Genomic DNA, 24,245 nt, shown 5'->3' with positions numbered 1-24,245 from the left:
GATCGGTTACCTCAGCCCTGTTGAGTTCGAGCGCAAGGTGGGATTAGCTTAACCCGGTGTCCATCATACCGGCAGCAGCTCAAACGCGCCTACCCTAAGCGCATCAGATTGGCTTGGCCGATCGCGACACACCTCGAAGCTGCACGCGAAAGACACCACCTGTTCTTGGGGTGTTTAGTTCATGGGTAATGCTTGGTCCACCCCGCGCGGAGCTGCCAAGCCACTGAAGTTGACCACTTCAGATGTCCCTCAGCATCCCCAGCCCCAGCAATCTCTGGGCTCTCCGATCAACTTCCAATCCCGCACAGGATCGCACACGCATGCTCTACGTCCAAGAAACCGTCCACCGCCAGACTGGACGGCTCATCACCGACCCGATTGGCGAGTTCATCACCGTCACTGAACTAGGCGAACAGTACGGAGTTGGGCCGAAACGGGTCCGCGTCGTTCTCCATCACATGGGCGTTCTCGCTGCCGAAGGGCGGCGCTATCGCTTGCCTCGAGCGTTCGTTGAACGTCGCCTTGGCGTCCGACACGACAATCCGAGATCAGGCCATCCATTCGACGTTCTGTCCCCGGAGTGCCAAGCACTAATCGCCGAAGCGTGGCACGACACAGTTGCCGACCTCGTAAGCGAGGCCGCCCCGACGATGCGCCGCGCCGAAGCTGCGCTTGCTGCGTTCCGCTCGACCCGTAGTCGCGAGCTGAACACGCAGGAGGCGGTGTGTTGGCTGTACGACCACCATCCCCGTCTGCTCCATCGTCAGATCGCGGACATCCTCGGTGTCACCGCTCAGCTCGTCTCAAGGTTCACTAAGCTGCGGGCCAAACAGATCAACATCGCTCGCAGGGCTCAGACGCGGCCAGTTCTGTAGCGCTCGAAAGGGACACCCCCTTGGTCCTCCCGGGATGAGGGGGGTTGACTTATTTCGAGTATTATTACAACTTAGTCAACGTTCGTTGACTGGAATGTAATGATATGGCTGAGGGTGTGTTTGTCGCGTATTACCGGGTCTCTACCAAGGGACAAGGTAGGTCGGGCCTTGGGCTGGAGGCTCAGCAGGAAGCCGTGCGCAGCTATCTCAATGGCGGGCGGTGGTCGCTTGCAGAGGCGTTCACTGAGGTGGAGAGCGGGAAAAGAGATGATGATCGCCCGCAGCTTGCCAAGGCCCTACAGACCTGCCGTGTTTATGGTGCCAAGCTCGTCATCGCCAAGCTCGACCGGCTATCTCGCGATGCGCACTTCCTGCTTGGGCTGGAGAAGGCTGGCGTGGACTTCGTTGCCGCTGACATGCCTCATGCGAACCGACTAACGGTCGGCATCATGGCGATGGTCGCCGACGAGGAGCGACGGGCGATCTCGGACCGAACCAAGGTGGCCCTTGCAGCGGCCAAGCGGCGTGGCGTGCGGCTCGGGGGCGACCGAGGGGCTCGGCTCTCCCGGGCGGCACGGAAGGCTGGCCGCGACATTCAAGTTGCTCGCGCCAACGAGCGTGCTGCAGACCTTGCCCACATCATACGAGACCTACAAGCCAATGGCGTGAACTCGCTCAGTGGCATCGCACGGGCCCTCACGGAGCGGCGCGTTCCTACACCGCGTGGCTCGACTGAATGGTCAGCTGTGCAGGTGGCCCGTACGATGGCACGGCTGAACGTGACAGCTTAGGGCTTGCGCAATCGAAGCCATCCCTGCGGATGATCGTTCTTATCCCGCCCAATCAGTGTTTTTCCCCAGTTGTCACGCCGATGCACATCGAACGGCGTTGAGGGTTACCGCCCCACTATGGCAAGGTGACGAACCGCCTTTCCACCCTTGGAGATTGTATGGGGCAGGCTCGGCCGCTTTCAGTCAACGGATTGCTCATGCCGTCCGGCTTCCCGACAAGCCCTTTCGAGGCGACCTACTGGGCAGCGGTTGGCCTAACAGGTCCCTTCATTGGCGACTTCGTGGGGGCATGGAATGCCGTGTCTTATCGGTACCACGCACTGTTCGATTACAGCGACGCCTTTGAGGTCTCGATCAAACAACATGGTGCGGCGCCGGAGGCGAGCATTCGCTACACACAAGAGAAGAACCTGTTTGGGTTCTTTTCCAGCGCCTTCTCAGTCTTCGAAGCGTACTTCTTCGGCATGTTTGCGCTGGGAGCAATGCTATCACCCGGCACCTTCCCGCTCGCCACACCGAGCGACAGGCAGCGCGTCGCAATCGGCTCGACGACCGCGGGCTATAAACGAACCTGGGCAAGCGATCCCATCATCACAACATTTGAGGCCCTATCAAAGGACCCGCTCTACCAAGGGCTTCGCGATGCTAGGAACGTCCTGACGCACCGAGTAGCGCCGGGCAGGACCATCTACGTCTCATTCTCCGAGGACGAAACGCCGACCGGAGACTGGAAGCTACTCAACTCGCCGCTAGATGAGCGAACCACCCGATCACGGCTTGATGGCGTCTCCCGGCTCTTGGAGATGCTAATGAATGCGTCACAGTTGTTTGCTGAGGCTCGGGGGAAGGCACCATGAAGAAGAACTTACTGAAAATACCGCAACAGGTTCTCAACCGCATAAATGCGTTTGCAGCAGATGATGTCGTGGTCGCCGTGGTGAAGCGCATCAATGCAAGCGACGTCGGCAACTACCGCGCTTTAGGCGTGACCCTTTCGGGCGAACAGCTGACGCTCCCAAGCCCATTCATCCCACCCGTGGAAGCAGGCCGATACTCCCGAGCGAACGTGGAAGGCAAGGAGGTAACGCGCAAAGATCTTCCCATGGTGACCAAGACGTTCTCTTGGGAGAGCCCGAATTGGGGAGATTGGAGCAACGGATCGCACACGCACTACAACACTCGCGAGGTCTATCAACGCGATTTCATTCCCCCCAAGGAAGTTGAACTGTCGCTTACGCTGCTGGAGCAACGAGAGGGGCCGCAGTTCGTCGTCAGGTTTGCAGTCGATCAAGTCCTGAGCAAACAGGCACCCGACTTCGATGCGGACCTTCTGTACAACTTAAATATCCTGCAGGAGAACCTAGGCGCTGCTGATGTCTTTGAGAGCACCGCGACGTTGGCACAGTACCTCGACACCGTGCGTGTGGACTGGGAGATACTTCCCGTCGGTAACGTAGATGAAGTGGTCCGACGGATGCTCCGCGGCAAGAGGCCGGTATCTGAGGCAAGCCGCGACACGATGAAAGAACGGCTAAACATCATGGCGCGCTTCAGGCCAACGGCATTCATTGCGGAGACTAACGGGTTCCTGAGATACTTCGGTGCACAATTCGGCGACAACTTGGTCGCCTTTGAGAACTTGTCCTACGGCAATGCTCTGTACCTGATGTATGAGGATTGGGAGGAACTAAGCCGACGAAGCCGCATCGACCTTCTTAAGGGACCTCGCGACGGGTTTGACCGTATCGAGCACCGAGATGGCTGGGAGCAACGCCTCGAAACCCTGCTAGACGAACGTCGCTAGAGCGAGTAGCCATCGACTAGGAACAGATCAGATAGATCGGAGCGTCGTGAACACGCAGGAGGCACGGCTTCGGGTGGCACTTCTCAGAGGAGAACTCACCGAGGTCGCCGAGCTTTTGCACGTCTGCCCGCTCGCTCCCGCGAGAACGCCGGACTTAGGACATGTATGTCAAAAAAACGATCCGCTTTAGCCAACGAAGAAGCTATGAGGCGTACAAAGCTCATCGTTCCTTCTTTGGCCGCTGATACATGGTTTGCACTGAGAGCGAGAGCTGCCATGCATGCGGCCAATGATGTCATAAGCGAAGACAGGTTCAATCGTCCGTGCTCCTTCGGCGACACGTTCAACGTGACGCAGAATAGCTTGGCTCTGAATGTTGCTCTTGCGTTAGCTCGTCTGTTTGACGTGTCTGACCCCGCGCGGCATCCCGTTGAACAGCAGGACAAAGCCTCTATTCCGGTTCTCGCGCACCTCTTCAGGCGACAGGACGTTCAGGAAACTCTCGCAGCGAATGCCCGCGAATGGCACCCCCAACTGACGGACGGAGCTAAACTGGGCGAAGCGAGTTGCAGAGAGGCTTCCTCTAAGGCTTTGGCTCTGTATGAAATGTACGTAAACTCGCCGAGCCATCAGAAAGCCCAATCGCGTCTTCGCAGCTTTCGAACGGGCCGGCTGGCCCACCACCTGTTCGACGACCAGCCAACCGACCTTCCGCGCTTCGACGATCTCGATGCCCTCGCCGACTTCGCTGGTGAGTTCGTTCGAGCCGCCGTGCTAGCCGTCGAGGGACACGACCGCGACCTTGGTCACGAGGAGGAGATCAAATGGAAGATGGACAAGACGTTCTGGGAAGTGGCTCTTTCGGCCGCACTCGCTGCTGACCAGTGAAATTCAGTCAGTGAGGTGAATGACAACTGCTCCCACGACTGATACACACGGAGAGCTGGCGAGGCGAAAAACTCCAACATTTTCAGTAGCTCACCTGGCGACCGCTACAGTTCAATCCTGTCTGGCAGCACCATTCCCTCGCTCAAATCACACATGAAACAGCCTTCTCGCGGCATGAGATGCCCGAGTTTTGCTTCTACCTTGACCCTCCTCTGTGAAGAGGCGCAGGGAAGACCGGGTGCCGGCTTAGCACCCGCGGTCCGCTGCGCGAAAATGTAGCGCAAAAAGACCGCACAGCAGCATACAGGTGACGCCGAACACTCGGCCTTCCCTGCGCAGTGGGTTGACGGCTTATGCCGCGCTCTCCCCGGCGACGAGTTCCTTTTTGTCACCGTCGCCTTGCGAATTGACGATGCATTGAGACCCGGTTGAGCCTCGATCCATCTCCGCAAGGCTTGACCGTAGCAACGACGGCCAGGACCACACGATTTTGCCGTACGCAGCGATCCGGCTTCGCCAAGAGGCTCGCCGGACACAGGCGCCGTTCGTCCGCACGCAACAGGACCTCACGAGGTTCATCTCGCCCTGGTTCCGCCTTCGCGTGCCCGACACTGCCGCGTCCACCGCCCCCCGACCCACGCACGTTACGACGGACGATCGCCCCTCTCCCTGGACCGGGATGGCGGATTGATACTGCGATTCCGAATTTCGGTAAAGTGGAATATTTTTGTGGGGGAGGGTTGACGAGATTTTGCAGGAGAGAGGTGTTTTGCCCGACGGGTCAGATTTGCCTGCCTAGCGCGCGCCTAAGCACGTATATCGCCCAACCTATGGAAGGGGATACAAGCCGACGTCGAGCAGACTTCCGCTATGGGGCCAAAAGGGGAAGTGGACCTGCATGTAATGCAGTCTTCGGCGCAATCGATCCTTCTTCTGATAAGACGCCAGTTGCCGCGGTCATTCATCCTTACGTCCGCCGCGAGCAATCGTCGCCGCCTCCTGCAACGTAACGCCATGAACCAGCGGGTCTGCGTGGCGATGGACTAACTGCCATTCAGAACCGTCCTTGCGATAGATTTCCGTAACTCGGAGCGACCAGTCTTGTTTTGGTAAGCTCCCGACTTCGGCATATTGCCGCTCGACCATGACGAGAACGACCAGCTTGTCCGATGCATAGGTTTGCACGACCTCCAAGGTCGTCTCACCGTTCTTGAAAAACTGGGATAGCTTCGCCAAACGTTCAGGACTTGCGTCGAACCCGTGGCTAGTTGGGCCGCCGAATGGTTGCATTAACGTGAAGTCACTGGCGATGCGAACAAGGGCCAGCCAACGATCCATGTCCCCGCGCATGAAGGCCGCGTTTTTCGCAGCGGCGCGCTCGATAAGGTGAGCGACGTCGTCACTGGCAGCCACACTAGCGCAAAATCGAGGGGTCAACGATGCCGCAGCGACTGTCGTGATCGCGGACCGCCGTGACAGCGTTCCTGGCCAGTTTGCATGGTGTTTGGTCATTTCAGCTCCTGTGGCTAACGTTGCGCAATCCATGGAGCTTTCAGAGACATGAATCCAGTGATATAACCTCAGCAATATGCTGAACCACATTTCCTTGTCAAAAGTCGATCTTAACTTGCTGCTGGTCTTCCACACTGTGCTGGAGGAGAGCCACGTGGCGCGAGCGGCTAGCCGCTTGAACATCACCCCTTCTGCCGTAAGTCATTCACTTGGGCGGCTACGGCATCTATTTAATGACCCCCTGTTCTTACGGACGCCGAAGGGTGTTGTGCCGACGGAGCGTGCGCTGGAACTCGGCGAGCCAGTAGCAGATATCCTTTCTCGCGTAGGGCGCGTATTTGCTTCAGCTACGCCCTTCGACGCGACTACAAGTAGCCGCCGTTTTTCCATTGGCGCTCCTGATGCGATCATGGACACGGTGATGGGACCATTTGCGGGGCGGCTCAGGAGAAAGGCACCCCGTGCCGACCTGAGCTTGATCCATCTGATGCCAGGGAGGCATGCAAGCGCTGTGGAGCACCCTTGGCGGTCAAGCCTGGAGAAGCTGGAGAAGCGCGAAATCGACTTGGCCATCCTGCCCCTGGGCACAGTGCCAACCCGCTTCCAGGCAAGAAAGCTTTACGATGAGTGTTTCGTGGTCGCAATGCGCAAGGGAAACGGATTCGCCCGCGCACCAACGATTGCTGCATTCTGCAGAGCACAGCATCTTCTTGTGTCGCTCGACGGCGATCCGCGAGGTTTTGTCGACCAACTCCTGGAGAAGCGCGGCCTCCAGCGCCGCATTGTCCTGACCGTGCCCACCTTTATGATGGCACTCACGCAAATTTCAAACTCGGACTTGATAGCAACATTGCCGCGCCGTCTCGTCGAGAGATACGCGGCTCGTTTCGCGCTGCAATTGGTTGAGCTTCCTTTGAAGCGGAAGTCCGATGCAATCATGGCCATTACGACCAAGGCAGCAATGATGGATGCGGGCATTGCGTGGTTGACGGAAGAAATCGCCGCTGAGGTTGGCTCCCTCAGCTGAGGATGTCTCTTATATTCCTTAAAGCACATTTTAGGCCTGTGGGGCCTTAGCGAACCTCAACTTCCCCGCGACCGCCGCTTCGGGGTCACTTGCGGGCATCGCCCGAGCGAGAGCTCCAGTCAGTTTTGGCCAGGAATTGCATAGCATTGCTCGGTGACGAAGCATGATGGGTTTCGCAAGTGCTCTACCCATCCTACGCGAGCTGACTGGATCTACCGCCGACCACGTCGCCACGAGGCCCCGATCAGCCAGAACACGAACCGGACAAACAGGATCGCGGCCGTGATCTGGATCCAAAGGAAACCACCGAGTTCGCGCAAGACAATTTCGGCCTGAGCGCCCCAATAACCAGGAAGCGCATCGCCGACAGCTTCAATAGCGTGCGTGCCTGTTCGCAGGGCCCATCGGACCCACTCAGGCTTGTAAAAGAGCGTCGCGCCGAGCAGAATCCAAGTCAGAAAAGCAGTGCTGACTCTGAAGGAGTGCACCTTGGCGTGGTGCTTGAACGCCGCGAACCGTCCATTATCTCCGGCTTGAGCCATGTTAGTTTCCTATTCGAAGCCTACGGTGCCGGGGAGTTCGTAGGATGGGTACAGCGAAACGAAAATCCATGGAAGATTTGCGCGGTGACGAGACATGATGGGTTTCGCTTCGCTCTACCCATGCTACGCATGTCAACTCTCGTCACCCACCTGATGCCCCGCTAACCGATCGTCTGAACGGCGCAGCCGTCGGCATAGCTCGCGATTGATGTTTTGCAGGACGATCACATAGGTGTGGATATCGGCCTTGTAGCAAGCGTAGAGCTTCTGGGCGGTCAGCTCGTAAAGCACGGTCGGACTCTCCGCGACCACCGTGGCGGATCGATTTTGCATTTCAATCAGCGTCATCTCACCGAAGAAATCGCCGGGCTCCAGAACGGAAATCGGGATGACGTTGCCCGCATTCGCCCGCTTGCTCACCGCCAGCCGGCCGGATTTGACGATGAACAGCGAGCGTCCGGGCTCGCCCTCCGTCACGACGGTTGCTCCGGTATCAAATCGGCACTCAACCAGCATCGACATCAGGAGGTCGAGACTTTGATCCGGGATACCGCCGAAGAACGGTGTGGCGAGCAGGAATGCTCTCAGGTCGGGGACACTGACGGCCATCGCGCGAGGATAATCTTGACCGCCTTCCCGGGCAAGCGGAGCCGATACCAGCGGTAACGACGCCGAACGTGTTGGAACAAGGGGGTCAGCGAAAGTTTCGGAGCTCGTAGGCTGGGCGAAGCGAAGCGTGCCCACCAACCACCATTGATAGATAGATGGTGGGCACGGCGCTACGCGCCTTTGCCCACCCTACGCTTACGGCCGCGCAATGCTGCTATCGCGCAACGTCCGCCTTCTCCAGAGATCAACCATCACCTTGACGGTCGCCGCCAGCACAGCTGCGCAAAGCGCAGCCTTCGAGATCGTCTCCATCGTCCCCTCGATCAGCAGGCAATGGGCGACGCTGCCTGCGACGATGACGATCGCGAGGGGAATATGGACGATGCGCCACGTGCGCAACCGCAATCCCAGCCGCCGGCGCAGCAGAGCCAGGAGCGCAACAATGAAGATGGCCCACATGGCGGTCACGCCGAAGGGGGAGAACGGTGTCGGTGACGTATAAGTCAGGGCGTCGATCATGTCGGGCGGGCTGGTGATCCAGAGGCCGGCGACGTGGATCACCACCGCCAGAGCCAGCGTGCCGCCGATCCAGTGGTGGGCGCGCCGGCCGCGATAGGCCGACAGTCCCGGCAGATATCCGCCGATCAGCAGGGGCTGAGCGAGCACGAGACCGAGCGCAATGATGCCAGCGAAGCCGGCGAGGATGTAGACCGGGCCGCGCCATGTGAGCTGTTCGCTTCCCGCAGCGAGCGCGATCGGCACGCCGATGGCCAAGGCAAGGGCGATCCAGATCAGGGGCGCCCGGGCCGATCTCCGCCCCTTCATCTCCAATGCGATCAGGCCGGCTGCAGGACGAAGTGCGCCTCGAGGCTGGTTTCCTTTGCGCTCCGCATTATCGGCCGCAGGAAGACGGTTTTGAATTCACCGCTGTCATAGGCGAGGTGGCCATGCGGCTGGCCGAAGATGGGAATGATCTGCGGCATTTCGAGCCGGAACTTGCCGTCCTTGTCGGTGAGCGTGGCGCCATGACTCTGCGGCTCGTGCTCCTGGCCTTCGACCGTGTGCGCCCAGATCTGGATGCGCTGCCCGGCCAAGGGAGTCCCGTCGCCGGCGCGGCGCACGGTGCCGCTCATCCAGAAGCCACCCTTTCCGATCCGCTCCACGATCGCCGCGCCCTTGCGGTAGTTGTTCGCCCCGCCAGACATCGTCTCGGTCGGTGCGAGGCCGTCCGCGCGTGCAGGCAACAGCAGGCCGGGGACGCCGGTCGCCAAGAGCCCGGTTGCGAGGATCGAGCCGCCCGCGGCGAGGAGGCTCCGGCGATTGAGTACGACCGTGGTCATGTCGGTTCCTCCTGGCGAGCGTCCAAAGGCTCAGTGAGTGTACAAGAAAACGCGCCAGACGCACAGTTGGGCCGGGGGACGCAGCGGGTCGCGATGACGTTGTTGTGAACGGGGTGCAGGCCGCTCGCACATGCATCAGTGATCGTCTTCTTCCTTGACCAGCGTCAACAAGCGAAGCGTCAGGAACGTGAATACGGCGACCGTCACCGCGACATCAAAAGCGCCGAGCCCGACGGAGACGCCGATGGCGCCGGTCGCCCAGAGGCTCGCGGCCGTCGCGGTCCCCTGCACCGAATTCCCCTGCTTGAGAATTGCGCCACCGCCGATGAAGCCGATGCCGGTGATGAGGCCCTCGATCACCTTCGCCATTCCGTCAGGCGAATGCACGAGCAGGCTTTCGCTGGCCTGCACGAAGCCGCAGCTTGCCATTGCGACCAGTGGAAAGGTGCGCAAGCCCGCGCTTCGCGCCCGCTTCTCGCGGTCCCAGCCAATGGGAACGGCGAGTGCGAAGGCCGCAGCCAGCGCAACGACATGAACACCAATGTTGAATCTGTCCAAAGAAAGCCCCCGAAATGAAAATCGTCGCCGTTGATCAAACCGGCCGGCAACGCGGCAATGCGGCCCGCGGTTTCCATACAGGCGAATTTGCCGCATGCAGCGCAGCGATGGCCCCGTCTCCGCGCGATGGAGCCGCCGGCGCAGCACCATGATCGTTTCGGCTGGTATTCCTGCGACCGGCTCCTACATGTCGAGTCCACGTTACCACCGCACGCTCCATCCGGACCCTTCCATGATCCCCTTCTCCGTGCTCGACCTCGCGCCCATCCGCCAAGGCGGCGATGCGTCACAAGCGTTCCGCAATTCGCTCGATCTCGCGCAGCATGCGGAGGGCTGGGGATACAAGCGGTTCTGGCTGGCCGAGCATCACAACATGACGGGGATCGCGAGCGCGGCGACGTCGGTGGTGATCGGGCATATCGCGGGCGGGACGAAGACGATCCGGGTCGGGTCCGGCGGGATCATGCTGCCGAACCATTCGCCGCTCGTCATCGCCGAGCAGTTCGGCACGCTGGCTTCGCTCTATCCCGGGCGGATCGATCTCGGGCTCGGGCGGGCACCGGGCACCGACCAATTTACCGCACGCGCCCTGCGGCGCGACCTCGCGACGAGTTCGGAAAACTTTCCGCAGGACGTGCTGGAGTTGCAGGCGCTGCTCGGCGACGTGCAGCCGAACCAGGCCATCCGGGCCGTGCCGGGCATGGGGACGAAGGTGCCGCTGTGGATCCTGGGATCCAGCACCTTTGGCGCGCAGCTCGCAGGGATGCTCGGCCTGCCGTTCGCGTTCGCTTCACACTTCGCACCGCAAATGATGATGCCGGCGCTGCGGGAGTATCGGGCGCGGTTCGAACCCTCGACGCAGCTCGACAAGCCCTATGCGATGGTCGGCGTCAACGTGTTCGCCGCCGACAGCGACGCGGACGCGCAGCGCATGTTCTCCTCGCTGCAGCAGCAGTTCATCAATCTGCGCCGCGGCACGCCCGGCCCGCTGCGGCCGCCGGTCGACGACATGGACGCGCTGTGGTCGCCAGCCGAGAAGGCGATGGTCGGCCAGTCGCTGTCGTGCTCGGCGGTCGGCACGCCTGACATGGTCGAAGCGAAGCTGAAGGCGCTGATCGCCGACACCGGCGCGGACGAGCTGATGACGACGGGGCAGATCTACGACCACGCCGCACGGCTGCGCTCGTTCGAGATCGCAGCCGGGGTAAGGGACCGGTTGGCGGGGTGAGCGGGTGCGATTGTTGCGACGGTGAAGCTGCGCTCGTGGCAGGCCGTGAGCGCCCTAATCCGGAAAGCCGAACAGCTTGGCCGGATTGTGCACCAGGATCTTCTCCAGCGTCGACTGGTCGGGCGCGTAGCGGTACATCAACTCCAGCAGATCGGCGTCGTTGGGCGGCTGCTTGACCGAGACCGGGTGCGGCCAGTCGCTGGCCCAGACGCAGCGGTCGACTGCTGCCTCGATATAGGCACGCGCGATCGGGATGACGTCGTCGTAGGGCGGCCCGAGCTTCGAGGACTTCTCGCCGAGCGACAGCATCACCCAGAAATTGCCCTTGCCGAGCAGCTCCAGCATCTTGCGCAGGTTCGGATCGTTCCTGCCGGCTTCAGGATCGGGCCGTGCCATGTGGTCGATCAGCACGGGCACGTCGAGATTCTCGTATTTGGCGACGCTGGAGACGATGCCGTCCTTCTCGGGCTGGATCTTGACGTACCAGCCGAGCTCGCGGATGCGCGCAATCGCGCGGGCAAAATCGGCATCCGACAGCACAGCGCCGAGCTCCTGGCGGAAGCTGAAGCGCGCGCCGCGGACCCCAGCATCATGCAGCTTGGCAAGATACGAATCGTTCGCCTCGGCGAACACCAGCGCGTTGGCGCAGCCGCGATAGTTCGGGCCCATCGCGGCGAGACCGTCGAGCACGACGGCATGGTCGGCGCCATACGTCGTGGTCTGCACGATGATGCCGCGCTCGATGCCGAGCGTCTTATGCACGCGCAGCGCCGCCTCCCAGGTCGCGGTCGGCATCCGATAGGCAGCACCGGGACGCTCCGGATATTTGTCGAGGGGGCCGAGCACGTGAAACTGGCTGTCGAGGGATTTGGGCGGCGGCCCCTTGACCGGGCGGCGCGGGTTCGGGTCGAACGGAAGATAGGTCGGCATGCGCAAAACTCCCTCAGTCGATTACGGCGGTGAAGTCGCACTGCACCAGCGCGCCGCCGTCCATGTTGTCCATCGGCAGCGCGTGGCGCGCCGGGCGCGAATGCTCGTCCGGAAACATCTTCAGCCACTCGACATTGACCGGGCCGCGCTGCGTACGGTCCTTCAGCCACACCGTCATCTTGATGATGTCGTCGGTGGTGCCGCCGGCAGCCTCGACCGTCGCCTTCATATGCGCGAACATGTTGGCACATTGCGCCTCCAGGCTCTCGGGCATCGCACCAGTCGCATCGCGGCCGAGAATGACGCCCGACATCACGAGATTGCCGATGCGGCAGGCGTTCGGAATCGGGTTGGCATGCTTGAAGCCGCCGATATGGATGCTCTTGCGCCGCGTGTGACCGGTCATGATGCGCTCCCTTTCATGTGTTGATTCAGACGAACTGGCACGACACCGAGCCGAACGCGCCATAATCGGCATGAAACGTGTCGCCGCGGCGAATGTCGACCGGACGCGTGAACGATCCCGCCAGCACCACCTCGCCGGCGGCCAGATGCTCGTCATGCGGCGCGAGGCGGTTGGCGAGCCAGGCAATGCCGTTGGCGGGATGGTTGAGCACGCCGGCGGCAAGCCCGGTTTCCTCGACCTCGCCGTTGCGGAACAACAGCGCGCCTATCCAGCGCATGTCCGCGTCCATCGGACGGAAAGGCCGGCCGCCAAGCACCAGCGCGGCGTTCGCCGCGTTGTCCGAGATCGTGTCCATGACCTTTCGCGCCTTGCCCGTTTCGGGATCGACGCGGTGCATGCGCGTCTCCAGGATCTCCAGCGCCGGGGTGACGTAGTCGGTGGCGTTGAGCACGTCGAAGATGGTGCAATCGGGCCCGCGCAGCGGCGCCTTCAGCACGAAGGCGAGCTCGACCTCGATTCGCGGCGCCTGGAAGCGGTCGAACGGAATCGGCGTGGCGTCGGCATAGAACATGTCGGCGAACAGCACGCCGTAATCGGGTTCGGAAATGCCGACCGCGTTCTGCATCGCTTTCGAGGTCAGGCCGATCTTGTGGCCCTTGATGACCCGGCCGCGTCCGAGCTGGAGTCTGGTCCAGGCGCGCTGAACGGCATAGGCATCCTCGATGCTGAAATCGGGATGGTCTTTCGAAAACATCGTGATCAGCGTCTTGGTGCGTTCGGCTTCGTCGAGCCGCGTGGCAAGACGTTCGATCGTGGCAGTATCCAGCATGACCTATTGCTCCGCCGCGACGGTGTTGCGCAGCACGCCGATGCGGCTGGATTCGACCTCGACGACGTCACCGACTTTGAGCCAGCGCGGCGGGTCGAAGCGGGCGCCGGCGCCGGTCGGCGTGCCCGTCACGATCATGTCGCCGGGCTTGAGGGTTGCGAAGGTCGAGAGATAGGAGATCAGGAAATCGAACGGGAACATCAGCCGCTCGGTGGTGTCCTGCTGCCGCACCTCGCCGTTGACGCGCGTGACGATGTCATGAGGCCCGCGCGGATCGAGCTCGTCCGCGGTGACGATCCACGGACCGATGCTGCCGGAGCGGTCGAAATTCTTGCCCTGCGTGACGTTGAACTTGCCGTGGCGGAGCCAGTCGCGGATCGTGCCCTCGTTGCACAGCGTCATGCCGAAGATGTGCGCCCAGGCCTTTTCGCGCGGAATGTGGCGGCCGCCCTGGCCAATCACGATGACGAGCTCGCCTTCATAGTCGAGCTGCTCGGAGACGTGAGGCTTCTCCAGCGGCTGGCCTGAGCCCGTCATCGAGGACATGCTGCGCACGAACAGACTGGGATATTTGGGCAGGTCAGAGCTGTCCTTATACTCCGCATTGCGCTCGGCGTAATTGACTCCGATGCACCAGAGCTTTTCCGGCGCCAGCACCGGCGGAAGCAGCACGAGCTCTTCCAGCGCGTAGTCCGGCTTTTGTCCGGCGACGGCTTCCTGCGCGTCGGCCAGCGCGTTGGCTGCGATCAGCGCCCTGACATCGGAGAAGTCGCGGCCGATCCGCCGGGTCAGATCAACGACGCCGCCTTCCATGACGGCACCGTAGCGCGGCTCTCCGTCCACGAGATAGCTTAGGAGTCGCATGGTCGTTCTCCAATGGTCTTGGGGCGCGCGCGGGGGCGGCGCGCTCAGTCTTTCGATTTGGGAGTCTGGAACACGCCGTGCAGCGTCACGATCTCGCCGAGCCGGGCGTAGCGCGGCCCGCCGATGCGCGCGATCGGATCGAGCGCGACGGTTTCGACCTTGCCGTCGTTCACGAGGCCGTCGCGGAGGTGGAACATCACGACTTCGCCCACGATGAGACGGCTGCGGGCGTCGCCGAATTCGAGGCACTGCCGAAAGCGGCACTCCATCGCAACGGGTGCAACGCTGAGCCGCGGCACCTTGATGCGCTCGCTCGGGAGCGTCTCAAGGCCGAGCTCCGCGACCTCGCTGATCTCGGGCGGATGCTCGACCGATGAGTCGTGCACCGCCTGCATCAGCGGGGTATCGGCGATGTGGATCACGTATTCCTCGGTATCGAGGATGTTATGCGCGGTGTCCTTGTAGTCCGCGCCCTTGCGGCCGACGCTGATCGCGAGCATCGGCGGCTTCTGCGAGACGAAGGTGAAGGCGCTGAACGGCGCGAGGTTGAGCACGCCTGCGCGCGACAGGCTCGTCACCCAGGCGATCGGACGCGGCACCACGATGCCGGTCATCAGCCGGTAGATGCGCTCGGCGCCGAGCTCGCTGGGGTCGATCCGCATCGATCAATCCGCCTTGATGTTGGCCTTGCGCACGATCGGAATCCATTTGGCGTCCTCGCGCGCGAGATAGGCCTTGAATTCGTCGGGCGTCATCGCGACGGCTTCACCGCCGAGCTTCTCGAACTTGTCGACCACGGCGGGGTCCTTCAGGATCGCGGTCAGTGCCTCGTGCAGCTTGTCGATCACGGGCGCCGGCGTGCCTGCCGGTGCGAACAGGCCGGTGAAGGTCTGGCCGTCAAAATCCTTGTAACCAAGCTCGGCGAAGGTCGGCACGTCGGGCAGCGACTTCAGGCGGTGCGGGCTGGTGACGGCCAGCGCCCGGAACAGACCGGCCTTGATGTGCTGCAGGCTGACCGTGAGCTGGTCGAACGCGAACTGCACCTGCCCGCCCAAGAGATCGTTGACGGCAGGCGCATTGCCGCGATAATGCGCGGTGACCCATTGCAGGTCGAGGCTGGACTGCATCAGCTCGCTGAGCAGATGATTGGTGGTGCCGGGGCCGGGCGAGGCCATCGTCAGCTTGCCCGGCTCGCGCTTGGCGAGGTCGATGAATTCCTTGAAGGTGGTCGCCTGCACCGACGGATGCACCTCGAGCACCAACGACGTCATCGAGATCGTCGTGATCGGCAGGAAGTCCTTCTTCCAATTGTAGGCGTCGCGCTTGTTGATTTCGGTCGCGAACAGCACCGGGCCGTTGGCGCCGACGAACAGCGTGTAGCCGTCGGGCGCGGATTTCGCGAACGCCTCGCCCGCGATCATGCCGCCGGCGCCCGCCTTGTTCTCGATGATGAAGGGCTGGCCGAGCTTTTCCTGGAGCTTGTCCGCGATGATGCGCGCGGCGCTATCGACATTGCCGCCGGCCGGATAGGGCACGATCAGCTTGACGTTGCGCGCCGGCCATTGCTGGCCCGACGCCGGTCCCGTCAACATCGCCGCTGCGGCAGCTAGGGCAATCCAGATTAATCGCATGTTAACCTCCCGGCGGCGCTTCCAATTTTACGTCGATTTGCCTGACGTCGTACACGGCATGTCGATTCGGAGCGCAATCTCCAGATGGGCGCTTTACCTGTCGAGTGAATTGTGGCGTTCTCGTCCATATTATGGACAAGACGACTTCCGCGAAATCCACCCGCCGCATCACGGGACCGCGACAGGGCGCGCAGGCGATCCGGCGCGCGCTCGCGGTGCTGCGCATCCTTGCCGCAGGCCGCGAAGACGGCGTGCTGCTGGCCGAGGTGGTGCGGGCGACCGGCCTCACCCGCCCGACCGTGCACCGCATCGTCCACGTGCTGATCGAGGAAGGCATCGTCGAACGGCATGACCGGACCGGCCGCTACGCGATCGGCAACCAGGTGCCGGAGCTCGCGCTCGCACGGCCTCGGCCGTCGCGGCTGCTGATCGCGGCAAATCCGTCGCTGCAACGCGCCTCGGCCGAGATCGGCGACACGCTGTTCCTGACGGTGCGGACCGGCAACGACACGCTGTGCGTTGATCGCCGGATTGGCGTCTATCCGATCCAGGTGCTGTCGATCGAGGTCGGCGCGCGCCGACCGCTCGGCGTCTCCAGCGCAGGCGTCGCCATCCTCGCCGCGATGCCGGCGCAGGACGCGCGAAAAATCGTCGCAGCCAACGAGAAGAGACTGGAGGCCTACCGGACCGATGTTGCGACGGTGCTGGGCCAGGTCACCGCCGCAAGACGGCTGGGATACGGCATGAGGGAAATTGGTCTCGTGCAGGGTACGAAGTCGATCTCGACCTGGATCGAGACCCCGGACGGCCGTCCCGCTGCCGCGATGACCGTCTCCGCCGTTCGCACCAGGCTCGGCCCACGACGCGAACAGGAGGTCGCGGAGATCCTGCTGCGGGAGGCGCGGATCATCGAGCAGGCGATCCGGGGTTAGACAACGCTGTCAATGGGCTGACGCAGCGCGCCATTTTATGGCACAAGAGCCGCCTCCGCCGACCGAGCAACGAGGCCCCGCATGCCCGCGCCAAAACCGCCTGCCTTCGAGACCCTGAGCCTGCATGCGGGCCAGCATCCGGATCCCGCGACCGGCGCCCGCGCGGTGCCGATCTACCAGACCACGTCCTACGTGTTCCAGGATTCCGATCACGCCGCCGCGCTGTTCAATCTCGAACGCGCCGGCCACATCTATACGCGCATCTCCAATCCGACCACCGGCGTGCTGGAAGAACGGCTTGCGGCGCTGGAAGGCGGCGTCGGCGCGATCTGCACCGCGAGCGGCATGGCGGCGCTGCATCTGGCCATCGCCACGCTTCTGAACGCCGGCGACCATATCGTGGCATCGAGCTCGCTCTATGGCGGCACCATCAATTTGCTGGCGCACACGCTGCCGCGCTTCGGCATCACCACAACGTTCGTCAAGCCGCGCGATCTCGACGCGTTCCGCGCGGCGATCAAGCCGAACACGAAGCTGATGATCGGCGAGACCATCGGCAATCCCGGGCTCGAGGTGCTGGACATTCCGAAAGTCGCTTCGATCGCGCATGACGCGAAGATTCCGCTGCTGATCGACAACACCTTTGCCACGCCCTATCTCAGCCGTCCGATCGAGCTCGGCGCCGACATCGTCATGCATTCGGCGACCAAATGGATCGGCGGCCACGGCATCGCGATCGGCGGCGCCATCGTCGACGGCGGTCGTTTTGACTGGCGCTCATCCGGAAAATTCGGCGTGCTGACCGAGCCCTATGGCGGCTATCACGGCATCGTCTTCGACGAGCAGTTCGGCACCGCCGCCTTCATCATGCGCGCGCGTACCGAAGGCCTGCGCGATTTCGGCGCTTGTCTATCCCCGACCAACGCGTTCCAGCTGTTGCAGGGCGTCGAGACGCTCGGGGTGCGCATGGACCGCCATATGCAAAACACCCAGCTCGTGCTGGAAGCACTGAAGTCCAACAAGGCCGTGGATTGGGTGCTGCATCCCTCGCTGGAAGATCATGCGGACTACCAGCTCGCAAAACAATTGCTGCCGCGCGGCGCCGGCTCGATCGTCTCCTTCGGCATCAAGGGCGGGCGGCCCGCCGGCCGCAAGTTCATCGAATCGCTGCGCATGATCAGCCATCTCGCCAATGTCGGCGACGCCAAGACGCTGGTGATCCACCCCGCCTCGACCACACACCAGCAGATGGACGCCGAGCAGCTCAAGGCCTCCGGCATCGGCGAGGAGCTGGTGCGACTCTCGGTCGGCATCGAGACCGCAAGCGACATCGTCGACGATCTCACCCAAGCGCTGCGCATCTCGCAAAAGGTCTGACACCATGAAGCTCTCCGTCAACGGCGCCGAGGTGCTGGTCGCAACCGGCGGCCGCGACTTCGACAGATCCCTGCCCGCGGTCGCCTTCCTCCACGGCGCCGGCTTCGATCATTCGACCTGGGCGCTGCACACGCGCTGGTTCGCCCATCATGGCTTTGGCGTGCTGGCGCCGGATCTGCCCGGCCACGGCCGCTCGCCCGGACCTTCGCTCGGCAGCATCGCCGAGATGGCCGACTGGACGGCGGCCCTGCTCAATGCGGCCGGAGTGACGAAAGCGCATCTGATCGGCCATTCCATGGGCTCGCTGATCTCGCTGGAGACGGCCGCACGTCACCCCGACAAGGTTTCCGCGCTCAGCCTGATCGGCACGGCCGCGACCATGACGGTCGGCCCGGATCTGCTGAAGGCGGCCGAAGCCAATTCGCAGGATGCAAACGACATGGTCTCGATCTGGGGCCTCGGCTTCAACGCCGAGCTCGGTGGCAGCCTCGCACCGGGCCTGTGGATGCATGGCGGGGCGCAGGCCGTATTGAAACACTGCGAGCCGGGCGTGCTGTTCCGGGATTTGTCGGCCTGCAATGCTTACGCGAATGCGCTGCAAGCAGCCGCAAGCGTGAAGGTGCCCACGACGCTCATCCTCGGCGAACGGGACATGATGACGCCGGTGAAGGCCGGCAAGGCACTTGCCGCCGCGATCCCGCATGCGAAGACCGTCGTGGTGCCCGGCGCGGGCCACATGATCATGGCCGAACGCCCGGATGAGTTGTTGGCTGCGCTCCGGAACTGACAGGATCAATCATCCATCTTGCGCGTTGCGGTCAGATATCCCTGTGAAGATCGAGGGAACAGGACCCATGCCAAGACAGGAAGTCATTCGCAAAGCCAGGCAAGACAAGCGTGCCGGTAAATCGGCAAGCACGCAGGCCGGCGAATTCGTCAAGGACCAGATCGACAAGATCCGCAAGGGCAAGCATGGCGCCCGCTCGACGAAGCAGGCCATTGCCATCGGTCTCTCCGAAGCGCGCCGCGCCGGCATCGATCTGCCGCCACCGCGCAAGGAAAGCGTCAAGAAATCGACGCGACGCAGCGCCAAATATGCCTACGAGGTCGGTCAGGGCAAGCGCACCCCGAAGCGCCGGCCGCGCGTGTCGCAAGCAGTCGAAAAGGTTTTGAAGAAGGAGCCGCGCTCGACCGCCTCGCGCAGTGCACTGTCGAAGCAGGGCAAACGTGCCGCGAGCCGGCGAACGGCCGCGTCGCGTTCAGCCGCCGCGCGCAAGGCGAGCCGCACCAAGGGCGCCAAGGCCCGCTCCAGCGCCGCAAAGAAGGCGGCACGCACCAGGGCGCGCCGCCGGAGCTGATCAGTTCGCGCGCCGGCCCCGCTCGGAGAATACCGCACGGGCGGCGCGCTCCGCCTCGCGCGCCGAGCGGAACTGGCGGCCTTCGAGGCTGTCGAACAGACGCTCGGAGGAGAAGAAGCGGAAGCCGCGCGTATCCCTCGTGACGATGCCGGCGGCGCGGTCGTGGATCTCGATGACGTAGGCATTCGATTGAGTTCGGGACATGACTGCTCGTCCGCCGGGTCTCGGCGTTCCTGTCTTTGGATTTTCTTCTTGGGATTTGCTGGGTGAGGTGCTGCTAGGAGGCGGCGGTCAGCAACAACAACATGCGCCGGTGGCCGCCGAGAAACAGCGGCGCGTCATGCACGCATGCATGTCATTGTTACTGCGCGGGTGATCGGTTCTCATATCGCGGCTTCGGCTCGAAGGAGCAGTGTCGATGCGTCGAATATCGAGCGTTTAGCGCGAACGGTCAATGAAATGTCTATCCATAATTGCGATGAGCGCGCAGGGGCGCGTCTCCGGGTGCGAGCGCCGACAAACGAATTCATCTCGCGATGAGTTCTTCCTTCTCCCCTTGCGGGAGAAGGTGGCGCGAAGCGCCGGATGAGGGGTTTGCCTCCGCGAATCCTCAAGAGAGTCGCACGCGGAGAGAGACCTCACCCGTCTCGCCGCTACGCGGCGAGCCACCCTCTCCCGCAAGGGGAGAGGGGAAGAACGAACTCACCACATCGTCGCGGCCGCACGCTCCGGCCAGGCGCGATCATACTCCGCGCCGCCGACCTTGTTCTCGCTCATCTCGGCGAGGATCTGGCCGGGCGTCGGCAGCGTCTTGGGGTCGATGCGCTTGTCGGGATTCCAGAGATCGGAGCGGACGATGGCGCGGGCGCACTGGAAGTAAATTTCGTCGACCGTCATCACCATGACGCTGCGCGGCGCCTTGCCGTCGACCTTGAACGAGGCCAGCAATTCGGAATCGATGGACAGATGCGCCCGGCCATTGGCCCGAACCGCATTTCCGGAGCCGGGGATCAGGAACATCAGCGATACCCTGGGATCGCGCACGATGTTGCGCAAGGAATCGACCCGGTTGTTGCCGCGGCGATCCGGCAGCATCAGCGTCTTCGGGTCATGAATGCGGACGAAGCCGGAGAGATCGCCGCGCGGCGAGCAGTCGATCCCCTCGGGTCCGATGGTAGCGAGCGCGGCGAACGGCGCCTTTTCGATGAAGACGCGATAGAGCGGGGTGACGTGGTCGGCGACTTTCACGATCGATGCGTCGTTGGTGACGCCGTAGATGGCCTCCAGCTGCTCGACCGTTTCGATCACCGACATTCCAGTCTCCTTGTTGTGCGGGCTATTCGTGCCAGCCCTGGTTCCTGATCACGCGCAGAAGCTGGCGGCCGTGATACTCAGCGCTGCCGGCGTTGAGGATGGTGACGTCGGCCTGAGTCGATGCGTCGTCGACGCTGCGCGTCAGCCGTTCCGCGATATTGCCGTCGCTGTGCCGGGCGCGAGCGGCAAGCCGCTGCGCCAGCACATCCGGAGGCGCCGTGATCGCGACCACCACGACGTTTGCATAGGTCTGGCGCAGCACGCCGATCACCGTGCGCGAAACATTGGCCACGACGGCGCGTCCGGCACGAATATCGTCGTTGAGGTCGAGCGGCAGCGCGTAACAATGCCCATGCGCCTCCCAATGCACGGCGAATTCGCCATGCTCGCGCGCGCGACGGAATTCGTCAGGGCTCACCGCAATATTGTCTTCGTCGGCCGAGGATTCCCGCGTCACGACACGGCGCGGGAAGACGATGTCGTGATCCTCGATGCAGGCTGCCCGCGCCAGCCGCAGCAGCGTGTCCTTGCCGGCACCGCTGGGACCGACCACGAGCACGAGCCGCCCGGGCCCGATCGCACCCGTTGTCTTTCCCGCCACGGTGACGGCCTCGCTCATGCGACACGGCTTCCTTCGCGCCAGACGCTGCGGACCGCGGGGACGCGGCCCGCGACATGCACGCGGATCAGATCGGCACGCTTGCCGATCGCGATCTCGCCGCGGTCGGACAGGCCGACTGCCTCCGCGGGCGCCTTCGTCACGGTGCGGATCGCCGCCGGAAGAGTGATGGCGGGCACGTGCTCGGGCAAGTGCAGCGCGGCCATCAGAAGGCTCGAGGGGATGTAGTCCGACGACAGGATGTCGAGCAGGCCCTCGCGGGCGAGATCGACCGCGGCGATATTGCCGGAATGCGAGCCGCCGCGCACGACGTTCGGCGCGCCCATCAGGATGTCGATGCCGGCCTCGTGCAGGCCGCGCGCGGCCTCCAGCGTGGTCGGAAATTCCGCCACCGAAACGCCATCGCGCACGGCGTCCACGACGTTCTCCTCAGTGGTGTCGTCATGGCTCGCCAGCGGGATCTTGTACTTGTGGGCCAGCGCCACGATCTCGCGCATGTTGGTCGCGGCATAGGCCTTCTGATATTCGAAGCGCTTCGCGAACAGCTCGTCGAGCTCGGCGTCGGTCTTGCCGCCGCCCTTACCGCGATAATAGTCGCGCAGCTTGCCTTCGTCCCGGAACTGGCGCTGGCCGGGGGTGTGGTCCATCAGCGACATCAGCCGCACGTCGGGACGGTCGATCAGCTCCCTGGCCTCCTCGACCACGCTCGGCATCGGGATTTCGCAGCGCAGATGCAGGAAGTGATCGGCGCGGAGCAGGTCAGCATCGCGAGCGGTCGTGATTGCGGCGGCAAGCGTGCCGGCGCGGCCGTCGACTTCCTCGGCGCCATCCTCGCGCCAGACCCGGAGCGAGTCGAACACCGTCGTGATGCCTGATGTCGCGAGCTGGCCGTCATAGGAGACGACGGCGGCGACTGGATTCCAGAACACTTTTGGTCGCGGCACGTAATGCGCCTCGAGGTGATCGGTGTGGAGCTCGATCAAGCCGGGCATGATCAGATCGCCGCCGGCATCCTCTGCCCCCGCGGGCGCCCTGCCCTCGCCGATCTCGGCAATGCGTCCATCGGCGAGGGCAAGCCAGCCCTGCTCGATCACCCGTTCCGCCAGCACGATCCTGGCGTTGGCGATCACGATGTCCTTCTTGGCGTTCATGTCCATTTCCTTCAGGCCGCGGCGGCGAAGCTGGTGACGTCGACGGTGCGGTCGGCAATCTGATGACGGATTTCGTCGTCATGGACAATGGCGACCATGGCGACGCCCTGGCGCTTCTTTTCGGCTACCAGCCCGACCACGACGGCGCGGTTGGCGGCGTCGAGCGACGCGGTCGGCTCGTCGAGCAGCAGGATCGGCAGATCCGAGATGAAGCCGCGCGCGATGTTGACGCGCTGCTGCTCGCCGCCGGAAAAGGTCGCGGGCGGAAGCTGCCAGAGCCGCTCGGGGATGTTGAGGCGATGCAACAGTTCGCCAGCACGGGCTTGCGCCTCCGCGCGCGCCAGGCCGTTGACGATCAGCGGCTCGGCGACCACGTCGAGGGTCGCGACGCGCGGCACCGCGCGCAAGAACTGGCTGACATAGCCAATGGTCGCGCGGCGGATGTTGAGAACCTGCCGCGGCTCGGCGGTGGCGAGATCGACCAGCGCGCCGCGATGGTGGATGCCGATCCGGCCGGAATCGCAACGATAATTGCCGAAGATCATCTTCAGGATCGACGATTTTCCGGCGCCTGATGGCCCCGACAGCACGACGCATTCGCCGGGATTGACGTGAAAGGTCACGCCGCGCACCACGGGCAGCTCGATGCCACCTTGCAGGTGCATCGTGAAGGTCTTGTTGGCGTCGGCGATGTCGATCATGGCGGTCATTGGAGAACTCTTCTTGCAAGGCTCATTACGTTGGAAGGCTCATGGCGGCAGGATCGAGGAGACGAGCAGCTGGGTATAGGGCTCGCGGGGGTCGTCGAGCACCTGATCGGTGAGGCCGGTCTCGATGACTCGGCCGCCCTTCATGACCATGACCCGATGCGACAGCAGGCGCGCGACCGCGAGATCATGGGTGACGATGATGACCGCGAGATGCAGCTCCGCGACCAGGCTGCGCACGAGGTCGAGCAGACGGGCTTGCACGGAAACATCGAGGCCGCCGGTCGGCTCGTCCATGAACACCAGCCGCGGCTCGGTGACGAGGTTGCGGGCGATCTGGAGCCGCTGGCGCATGCCGCCGGAATAGGTCCGCGGCGCATCGTCGATGCGCGCGATGTCGATCTCGACGCGAGTCAGCCAGTCCGACGCGGTATCGCGGATGCGGCCGTAGTGATTCCACCCCACCGCCATCAGCCGCTCGCCGACATTGGCGCCGGCCGAGACGGTCATGCGCAGCCCCTGCGCGGGATCCTGATGAACGAAGCCCCAATCGGTACGAAACAGGAAGCGCCGCTCGGCCTCGCCCAGCGTGGTGAGATCGCGGGTGACGCCATCGCGCATCCGGTAGGACACCTCACCGCCGCTGGCCGCGAGCTGACCCGACAGCAGCTGCAGCAGCGTCGATTTGCCCGAGCCGGATTCGCCGACGATCGCCAGCACCTCGCCGGGGTAGAGCGCAAAGGACACGTCGCGGCACGCCGCGATCCGGCCATAGGACTTACTGAGGGATTTTGCGACCAGCAGCGGCTCGTCGTTCTCGAGCATGTCTTGATCAGCCATTCGATGCCTCCTGCGCCTTGTCCTTGTACGGCGCGGCGCTGAGGCTGCCGTGATGGCCGGCGGCCTGACGTCCCTCGCAATAATCGGTGTCGGAGCAGACGAACATGCGCCCG

General features: G+C 63.2%; 30 protein-coding genes and 1 pseudogene. 12 read left to right on the top strand and 19 right to left on the bottom strand.

Annotated features, from left to right (window positions below):
• Positions 1-320: 320 nt before the first annotated feature.
• The 5 genes from IVB32_RS22070 to IVB32_RS22050 all read left to right on the top strand — a co-directional run bounded on the left by IVB32_RS22070 (position 321) and on the right by IVB32_RS22050 (position 4,358).
• Positions 321-875 (top strand): hypothetical protein, encoded by a 555-nt coding sequence (locus IVB32_RS22070; protein WP_247368561.1) that lies wholly within the window; start codon positions 321-323, stop codon positions 873-875.
• Positions 876-979: 104 nt separating this feature from the next.
• On the top strand, positions 980-1,666 hold the full coding sequence (locus tag IVB32_RS22065; protein ID WP_247368559.1) for a recombinase family protein: 687 nt from the start codon (positions 980-982) through the stop codon (positions 1,664-1,666).
• Positions 1,667-1,863: 197 nt separating this feature from the next.
• Positions 1,864-2,523 carry a hypothetical protein gene (locus IVB32_RS22060; protein WP_247368557.1) on the top strand — a complete coding sequence of 220 codons (660 nt, stop codon included), beginning with the start codon at positions 1,864-1,866 and terminating at the stop codon, positions 2,521-2,523.
• Positions 2,520-3,470 (top strand): hypothetical protein, encoded by a 951-nt coding sequence (locus IVB32_RS22055; protein WP_247368555.1) that lies wholly within the window; start codon positions 2,520-2,522, stop codon positions 3,468-3,470. Before IVB32_RS22060 ends, IVB32_RS22055 begins: the two co-directional genes overlap by 4 nt.
• 276 nt (positions 3,471-3,746) lie before the next feature.
• Positions 3,747-4,358 carry a hypothetical protein gene (locus tag IVB32_RS22050; RefSeq protein ID WP_247368553.1) on the top strand — a complete coding sequence of 204 codons (612 nt, stop codon included), beginning with the start codon at positions 3,747-3,749 and terminating at the stop codon, positions 4,356-4,358.
• A gap of 957 nt (positions 4,359-5,315) precedes the next feature.
• On the opposite strand, the gene IVB32_RS22045 is transcribed toward IVB32_RS22050, so the two are convergent.
• Positions 5,316-5,870 carry a DUF4440 domain-containing protein gene (locus IVB32_RS22045; protein WP_026232462.1) on the bottom strand — a complete coding sequence of 185 codons (555 nt, stop codon included), beginning with the start codon at positions 5,868-5,870 and terminating at the stop codon, positions 5,316-5,318.
• A 76-nt stretch (positions 5,871-5,946) separates the two neighbouring features.
• Between IVB32_RS22045 and IVB32_RS22040 the strand changes: the two genes are divergently transcribed.
• The gene (locus tag IVB32_RS22040) at positions 5,947-6,897 is read left to right on the top strand and encodes a LysR family transcriptional regulator (protein ID WP_018453102.1); all 951 of its coding nucleotides are present in this window, start codon (positions 5,947-5,949) and stop codon (positions 6,895-6,897) included.
• Between the two features lie 212 nt (positions 6,898-7,109).
• Here IVB32_RS22040 and IVB32_RS22035 read toward each other — a convergent pair whose 3' ends face one another.
• The 5 genes from IVB32_RS22035 to IVB32_RS22015 form a co-directional block, all read right to left on the bottom strand.
• Positions 7,110-7,439 carry a hypothetical protein gene (locus IVB32_RS22035; protein ID WP_085361134.1) on the bottom strand — a complete coding sequence of 110 codons (330 nt, stop codon included), beginning with the start codon at positions 7,437-7,439 and terminating at the stop codon, positions 7,110-7,112.
• Between the two features lie 132 nt (positions 7,440-7,571).
• Positions 7,572-8,048, bottom strand: a complete 477-nt coding sequence (locus tag IVB32_RS22030) for a cyclic nucleotide-binding domain-containing protein (RefSeq protein WP_018453100.1) — start codon at positions 8,046-8,048, stop codon at positions 7,572-7,574.
• A 195-nt stretch (positions 8,049-8,243) separates the two neighbouring features.
• On the bottom strand, positions 8,244-8,873 hold the full coding sequence (locus IVB32_RS22025) for a ferric reductase-like transmembrane domain-containing protein (RefSeq protein WP_026232461.1): 630 nt from the start codon (positions 8,871-8,873) through the stop codon (positions 8,244-8,246).
• Positions 8,874-8,884: 11 nt separating this feature from the next.
• On the bottom strand, positions 8,885-9,388 hold the full coding sequence (locus IVB32_RS22020; RefSeq protein WP_018453098.1) for a twin-arginine translocation pathway signal: 504 nt from the start codon (positions 9,386-9,388) through the stop codon (positions 8,885-8,887).
• Positions 9,389-9,523: 135 nt separating this feature from the next.
• Entirely contained in the window at positions 9,524-9,946 is a 423-nt protein-coding gene (locus IVB32_RS22015) for an MgtC/SapB family protein (protein WP_018453097.1), read from the bottom strand.
• Positions 9,947-10,178: 232 nt separating this feature from the next.
• On the opposite strand from IVB32_RS22015, the gene IVB32_RS22010 reads away from it, so the two are divergent.
• A complete protein-coding gene (locus IVB32_RS22010; RefSeq protein WP_247369089.1) occupies positions 10,179-11,174 on the top strand; it encodes an LLM class flavin-dependent oxidoreductase in 996 nt (331 codons plus the stop codon).
• A gap of 54 nt (positions 11,175-11,228) precedes the next feature.
• Here IVB32_RS22010 and IVB32_RS22005 read toward each other — a convergent pair whose 3' ends face one another.
• From IVB32_RS22005 to IVB32_RS21980, 6 genes are read right to left on the bottom strand one after another with little or no spacing between them, the layout of a single operon-like run.
• A complete protein-coding gene (locus IVB32_RS22005) occupies positions 11,229-12,104 on the bottom strand; it encodes an amidohydrolase family protein (RefSeq protein WP_018453095.1) in 876 nt (291 codons plus the stop codon).
• Positions 12,105-12,117: 13 nt separating this feature from the next.
• Positions 12,118-12,510 (bottom strand): RidA family protein, encoded by a 393-nt coding sequence (locus IVB32_RS22000; protein WP_018453094.1) that lies wholly within the window; start codon positions 12,508-12,510, stop codon positions 12,118-12,120.
• 25 nt (positions 12,511-12,535) lie between these two features.
• Entirely contained in the window at positions 12,536-13,339 is an 804-nt protein-coding gene (gene hpaH, locus IVB32_RS21995) for a 2-oxo-hept-4-ene-1,7-dioate hydratase (protein ID WP_018453093.1), read from the bottom strand.
• Between the two features lie 3 nt (positions 13,340-13,342).
• The gene (locus tag IVB32_RS21990; protein WP_018453092.1) at positions 13,343-14,203 is read right to left on the bottom strand and encodes a fumarylacetoacetate hydrolase family protein; all 861 of its coding nucleotides are present in this window, start codon (positions 14,201-14,203) and stop codon (positions 13,343-13,345) included.
• 44 nt (positions 14,204-14,247) lie between these two features.
• Complete coding sequence (locus IVB32_RS21985; protein ID WP_018453091.1) at positions 14,248-14,865, bottom strand: flavin reductase family protein; 618 nt, start codon at positions 14,863-14,865, stop codon at positions 14,248-14,250.
• Between the two features lie 3 nt (positions 14,866-14,868).
• Complete coding sequence (locus IVB32_RS21980; protein ID WP_026232459.1) at positions 14,869-15,834, bottom strand: tripartite tricarboxylate transporter substrate binding protein; 966 nt, start codon at positions 15,832-15,834, stop codon at positions 14,869-14,871.
• Positions 15,835-15,965: 131 nt separating this feature from the next.
• Between IVB32_RS21980 and IVB32_RS21975 the strand changes: the two genes are divergently transcribed.
• The 4 genes from IVB32_RS21975 to IVB32_RS21960 all read left to right on the top strand — a co-directional run bounded on the left by IVB32_RS21975 (position 15,966) and on the right by IVB32_RS21960 (position 19,501).
• Positions 15,966-16,766 carry an IclR family transcriptional regulator gene (locus IVB32_RS21975; protein ID WP_247337567.1) on the top strand — a complete coding sequence of 267 codons (801 nt, stop codon included), beginning with the start codon at positions 15,966-15,968 and terminating at the stop codon, positions 16,764-16,766.
• Between the two features lie 81 nt (positions 16,767-16,847).
• Complete coding sequence (locus tag IVB32_RS21970; protein ID WP_018453089.1) at positions 16,848-18,143, top strand: O-acetylhomoserine aminocarboxypropyltransferase; 1,296 nt, start codon at positions 16,848-16,850, stop codon at positions 18,141-18,143.
• A 4-nt stretch (positions 18,144-18,147) separates the two neighbouring features.
• Positions 18,148-18,930, top strand: coding sequence for an alpha/beta hydrolase (locus IVB32_RS21965; protein WP_018453088.1), 783 nt, complete (start codon positions 18,148-18,150; stop codon positions 18,928-18,930).
• A 67-nt stretch (positions 18,931-18,997) separates the two neighbouring features.
• Positions 18,998-19,501, top strand: coding sequence for a DUF6496 domain-containing protein (locus IVB32_RS21960; RefSeq protein ID WP_018453087.1), 504 nt, complete (start codon positions 18,998-19,000; stop codon positions 19,499-19,501).
• On the opposite strand, the gene IVB32_RS21955 is transcribed toward IVB32_RS21960, so the two are convergent.
• Positions 19,502-19,705, bottom strand: coding sequence for a hypothetical protein (locus tag IVB32_RS21955; RefSeq protein WP_018453086.1), 204 nt, complete (start codon positions 19,703-19,705; stop codon positions 19,502-19,504).
• Between IVB32_RS21955 and IVB32_RS21950 the strand changes: the two genes are divergently transcribed.
• The gene (locus tag IVB32_RS21950; protein WP_247369095.1) at positions 19,704-19,877 is read left to right on the top strand and encodes a hypothetical protein; all 174 of its coding nucleotides are present in this window, start codon (positions 19,704-19,706) and stop codon (positions 19,875-19,877) included. The two genes, IVB32_RS21955 and IVB32_RS21950, sit on opposite strands and share 2 nt — an antisense overlap.
• 326 nt (positions 19,878-20,203) lie before the next feature.
• Here the strand turns inward: IVB32_RS21950 and IVB32_RS21945 are convergent, their stop codons facing one another.
• The 6 genes and pseudogenes from IVB32_RS21945 to IVB32_RS21920 form a co-directional block, all read right to left on the bottom strand.
• Positions 20,204-20,815 carry a pyridoxamine 5'-phosphate oxidase family protein gene (locus IVB32_RS21945; protein ID WP_247299239.1) on the bottom strand — a complete coding sequence of 204 codons (612 nt, stop codon included), beginning with the start codon at positions 20,813-20,815 and terminating at the stop codon, positions 20,204-20,206.
• 22 nt (positions 20,816-20,837) lie between these two features.
• A complete protein-coding gene (phnN, locus tag IVB32_RS21940) occupies positions 20,838-21,434 on the bottom strand; it encodes a phosphonate metabolism protein/1,5-bisphosphokinase (PRPP-forming) PhnN (protein ID WP_018453085.1) in 597 nt (198 codons plus the stop codon).
• The gene (locus IVB32_RS21935) at positions 21,431-22,585 is read right to left on the bottom strand and encodes an alpha-D-ribose 1-methylphosphonate 5-triphosphate diphosphatase (protein ID WP_247299237.1); all 1,155 of its coding nucleotides are present in this window, start codon (positions 22,583-22,585) and stop codon (positions 21,431-21,433) included. The genes phnN and IVB32_RS21935 overlap by 4 nt, the downstream gene beginning before the upstream one ends.
• 11 nt (positions 22,586-22,596) lie before the next feature.
• Positions 22,597-23,295 (bottom strand): phosphonate C-P lyase system protein PhnL, encoded by a 699-nt coding sequence (phnL, locus tag IVB32_RS21930; RefSeq protein WP_018453083.1) that lies wholly within the window; start codon positions 23,293-23,295, stop codon positions 22,597-22,599.
• Positions 23,296-23,334: 39 nt separating this feature from the next.
• Complete coding sequence (gene phnK / locus IVB32_RS21925; RefSeq protein WP_018453082.1) at positions 23,335-24,132, bottom strand: phosphonate C-P lyase system protein PhnK; 798 nt, start codon at positions 24,130-24,132, stop codon at positions 23,335-23,337.
• Positions 24,125-24,245, bottom strand: a pseudogene (locus IVB32_RS21920) (carbon-phosphorus lyase); the annotation flags it as partial. The gene phnK and the pseudogene IVB32_RS21920, both read right to left, overlap by 8 nt.

The organism is Bradyrhizobium sp. 23 (assembly GCF_023073295.1).
In the GTDB taxonomy this organism is placed as follows: domain Bacteria; phylum Pseudomonadota; class Alphaproteobacteria; order Rhizobiales; family Xanthobacteraceae; genus Bradyrhizobium; species Bradyrhizobium canariense_D.
Note: the sequence above shows the minus strand (reverse complement) of the source record. Positions and strands in the feature narration are given on the sequence as shown.

What these genes read in the sequence shown, in the direction of transcription:
- IVB32_RS22005 (WP_018453095.1), bottom strand. Translation starts at nt 12,104, where the DNA reads ATGCCGACCTATCTTCCGTTCGACCCGAACCCGCGCCGCCCGGTCAAG.
- IVB32_RS21935 (WP_247299237.1), bottom strand. Translation starts at nt 22,585, where the DNA reads ATGAACGCCAAGAAGGACATCGTGATCGCCAACGCCAGGATCGTGCTG.
- IVB32_RS21985 (WP_018453091.1), bottom strand. Translation starts at nt 14,865, where the DNA reads ATGCGGATCGACCCCAGCGAGCTCGGCGCCGAGCGCATCTACCGGCTG.
- IVB32_RS21965 (WP_018453088.1), top strand. Translation starts at nt 18,148, where the DNA reads ATGAAGCTCTCCGTCAACGGCGCCGAGGTGCTGGTCGCAACCGGCGGC.
- IVB32_RS22070 (WP_247368561.1), top strand. Translation starts at nt 321, where the DNA reads ATGCTCTACGTCCAAGAAACCGTCCACCGCCAGACTGGACGGCTCATC.
- IVB32_RS21980 (WP_026232459.1), bottom strand. Translation starts at nt 15,834, where the DNA reads ATGCGATTAATCTGGATTGCCCTAGCTGCCGCAGCGGCGATGTTGACG.
- IVB32_RS22000 (WP_018453094.1), bottom strand. Translation starts at nt 12,510, where the DNA reads ATGACCGGTCACACGCGGCGCAAGAGCATCCATATCGGCGGCTTCAAG.
- IVB32_RS21970 (WP_018453089.1), top strand. Translation starts at nt 16,848, where the DNA reads ATGCCCGCGCCAAAACCGCCTGCCTTCGAGACCCTGAGCCTGCATGCG.
- IVB32_RS22055 (WP_247368555.1), top strand. Translation starts at nt 2,520, where the DNA reads ATGAAGAAGAACTTACTGAAAATACCGCAACAGGTTCTCAACCGCATA.
- phnN (WP_018453085.1), bottom strand. Translation starts at nt 21,434, where the DNA reads ATGAGCGAGGCCGTCACCGTGGCGGGAAAGACAACGGGTGCGATCGGG.
- phnL (WP_018453083.1), bottom strand. Translation starts at nt 23,295, where the DNA reads ATGACCGCCATGATCGACATCGCCGACGCCAACAAGACCTTCACGATG.
- IVB32_RS21960 (WP_018453087.1), top strand. Translation starts at nt 18,998, where the DNA reads ATGCCAAGACAGGAAGTCATTCGCAAAGCCAGGCAAGACAAGCGTGCC.
- IVB32_RS22035 (WP_085361134.1), bottom strand. Translation starts at nt 7,439, where the DNA reads ATGGCTCAAGCCGGAGATAATGGACGGTTCGCGGCGTTCAAGCACCAC.
- IVB32_RS22030 (WP_018453100.1), bottom strand. Translation starts at nt 8,048, where the DNA reads ATGGCCGTCAGTGTCCCCGACCTGAGAGCATTCCTGCTCGCCACACCG.
- IVB32_RS22045 (WP_026232462.1), bottom strand. Translation starts at nt 5,870, where the DNA reads ATGACCAAACACCATGCAAACTGGCCAGGAACGCTGTCACGGCGGTCC.
- IVB32_RS21990 (WP_018453092.1), bottom strand. Translation starts at nt 14,203, where the DNA reads ATGCGACTCCTAAGCTATCTCGTGGACGGAGAGCCGCGCTACGGTGCC.
- hpaH (WP_018453093.1), bottom strand. Translation starts at nt 13,339, where the DNA reads ATGCTGGATACTGCCACGATCGAACGTCTTGCCACGCGGCTCGACGAA.
- IVB32_RS21950 (WP_247369095.1), top strand. Translation starts at nt 19,704, where the DNA reads ATGACTGCTCGTCCGCCGGGTCTCGGCGTTCCTGTCTTTGGATTTTCT.
- phnK (WP_018453082.1), bottom strand. Translation starts at nt 24,132, where the DNA reads ATGGCTGATCAAGACATGCTCGAGAACGACGAGCCGCTGCTGGTCGCA.
- IVB32_RS21975 (WP_247337567.1), top strand. Translation starts at nt 15,966, where the DNA reads ATGGACAAGACGACTTCCGCGAAATCCACCCGCCGCATCACGGGACCG.
- IVB32_RS22050 (WP_247368553.1), top strand. Translation starts at nt 3,747, where the DNA reads ATGCATGCGGCCAATGATGTCATAAGCGAAGACAGGTTCAATCGTCCG.
- IVB32_RS21955 (WP_018453086.1), bottom strand. Translation starts at nt 19,705, where the DNA reads ATGTCCCGAACTCAATCGAATGCCTACGTCATCGAGATCCACGACCGC.
- IVB32_RS22020 (WP_018453098.1), bottom strand. Translation starts at nt 9,388, where the DNA reads ATGACCACGGTCGTACTCAATCGCCGGAGCCTCCTCGCCGCGGGCGGC.
- IVB32_RS22060 (WP_247368557.1), top strand. Translation starts at nt 1,864, where the DNA reads ATGCCGTCCGGCTTCCCGACAAGCCCTTTCGAGGCGACCTACTGGGCA.
- IVB32_RS22065 (WP_247368559.1), top strand. Translation starts at nt 980, where the DNA reads ATGGCTGAGGGTGTGTTTGTCGCGTATTACCGGGTCTCTACCAAGGGA.
- IVB32_RS22040 (WP_018453102.1), top strand. Translation starts at nt 5,947, where the DNA reads ATGCTGAACCACATTTCCTTGTCAAAAGTCGATCTTAACTTGCTGCTG.
- IVB32_RS21945 (WP_247299239.1), bottom strand. Translation starts at nt 20,815, where the DNA reads ATGTCGGTGATCGAAACGGTCGAGCAGCTGGAGGCCATCTACGGCGTC.
- IVB32_RS22010 (WP_247369089.1), top strand. Translation starts at nt 10,179, where the DNA reads ATGATCCCCTTCTCCGTGCTCGACCTCGCGCCCATCCGCCAAGGCGGC.
- IVB32_RS22025 (WP_026232461.1), bottom strand. Translation starts at nt 8,873, where the DNA reads ATGAAGGGGCGGAGATCGGCCCGGGCGCCCCTGATCTGGATCGCCCTT.